2 protein-coding genes are annotated in these 1,450 nt (G+C 33.0%); both read right to left on the reverse strand.

Annotated features, from left to right (window positions below):
* A partial coding sequence (locus tag RWU19_RS09180; RefSeq protein WP_172876608.1) for a hypothetical protein occupies positions 1-314 on the reverse strand: 314 nt, incomplete at its 3' end.
* A 299-nt stretch (positions 315-613) separates the two neighbouring features.
* Positions 614-1,234, reverse strand: coding sequence for a hypothetical protein (locus tag RWU19_RS09185; RefSeq protein WP_123837598.1), 621 nt, complete (start codon positions 1,232-1,234; stop codon positions 614-616).
* Positions 1,235-1,450: the final 216 nt, after the last annotated feature.

Here is a 1,450-nt window from a genome sequence, read left to right on the forward strand (position 1 = left end):
CTCATCATTTCTTTATTCACATAAATAGGATACTCTTTCATCTTGTCAAAAAATCGGATATCCGTATAGTTGATTTTTTCTTCTCTGAATTCGTAAAGTTTTTGTGCATATATTTTTTTAGAAACTATAAGCCCTTCTTTGCTCCGCCATAACCTGGCAGTACGCAATCTATTTGAGTAATTGAGAAATTCTAAAACTGCCTCCTGATGACTATTTAGTCCGTCATACTCTTCTTCTTTGAAAAAAGCATACCGTAACACAGTCCAAGCACGCTCCAAATAAAAATCAATACTTTCTTTTTCTAATAATTCCATCTTTTCTCTCCTTTTCCAGTTCACTATATGCAAAAAATCAAATCATCACTAAACTAGCATCGAAAACAGTAAAACGCTTTCTTTTTTCGTCATACACTGACCACACATAAGCACCATCCCAATAACGACCGTTATTATAATAATTCGTAAATTCATTCTCAATTCGACACGATTCATTACAGGGAAATAAATATCCAAAGAACACCACACAGCATTAAAAAACGTAAGTATTATATCATTTCTACTCTCCTGATTTGCACAGAACAATACGAGAGGAATCGCAAACGGTTCCTCTAGTATCACGCTTGGTTGACTAAGTTGATACTAACAACTGTAAAACGGTTTCTTTTCATATCATAAATCGACCATAAATAAGCTCCCCACCACCGTCGTCCTTCATCATAATAATTCGTAAAAGTAGTATCCCAACAATAAATCTCTAGCTGTTTCTTTTCAGGAAACAATTGATTATTGATTTGTATAAATTCAGCTCGTGTTTTAGGAATAACTGCTTCATGGTCAAGAAAAGCCGTTTCATAATTTCCATCCTGTACAAAAAAATTTTTGGGTTCGATTTTTTTTGCCTTCATTAGTGAGGTATTTAGTGAGGTATTTACACGGATAGGCCACCCTTGTACATTATCAAACGAGCTTAGATCCGTATAAACAATAGGATTGTTTCTTGTTTGTTGAAATTTTTCTTCATATTTTTCTGAAGAAACATTTTTACCTGTTCTTACAAAAATATCTAAAGACCATATACTACATTCCCACAGACGATTGCAGTAAGTAAGGTAACCTATTATAGCTTCTTGATGACTTTTTAACCCTTGACTGCGATTTTCTTTAAAAAATGCAAAATATGTAAATAGACTTGTCTGATAACCGAATCTTCTTGTTTCTTTTTCTAATAATTCCATCTTTTCTCTCCTTTTCCAGTTCACTATATGCAAAAAATCAAATCATCACTAAACTAGCATCAAAAACAGTGAATCGCTTTCTCTTTTCGTCATACACTGACCACACATAAGCACCATCCCAATAACGACCATTATTATAATAATTCGTAAATTCATTATTCCAAAGGTTAAAAATAAATAGAGTATTATCTGGGAAAAGACGATCATTCAACTGGT

It is taken from the genome of Enterococcus sp. 2STP (genome assembly GCF_032465635.1).
Taxonomy (GTDB): domain Bacteria; phylum Bacillota; class Bacilli; order Lactobacillales; family Enterococcaceae; genus Enterococcus_B; species Enterococcus_B lactis.

What these genes read in the sequence shown, in the direction of transcription:
- RWU19_RS09185 (WP_123837598.1), bottom strand. Translation starts at nt 1,234, where the DNA reads ATGGAATTATTAGAAAAAGAAACAAGAAGATTCGGTTATCAGACAAGT.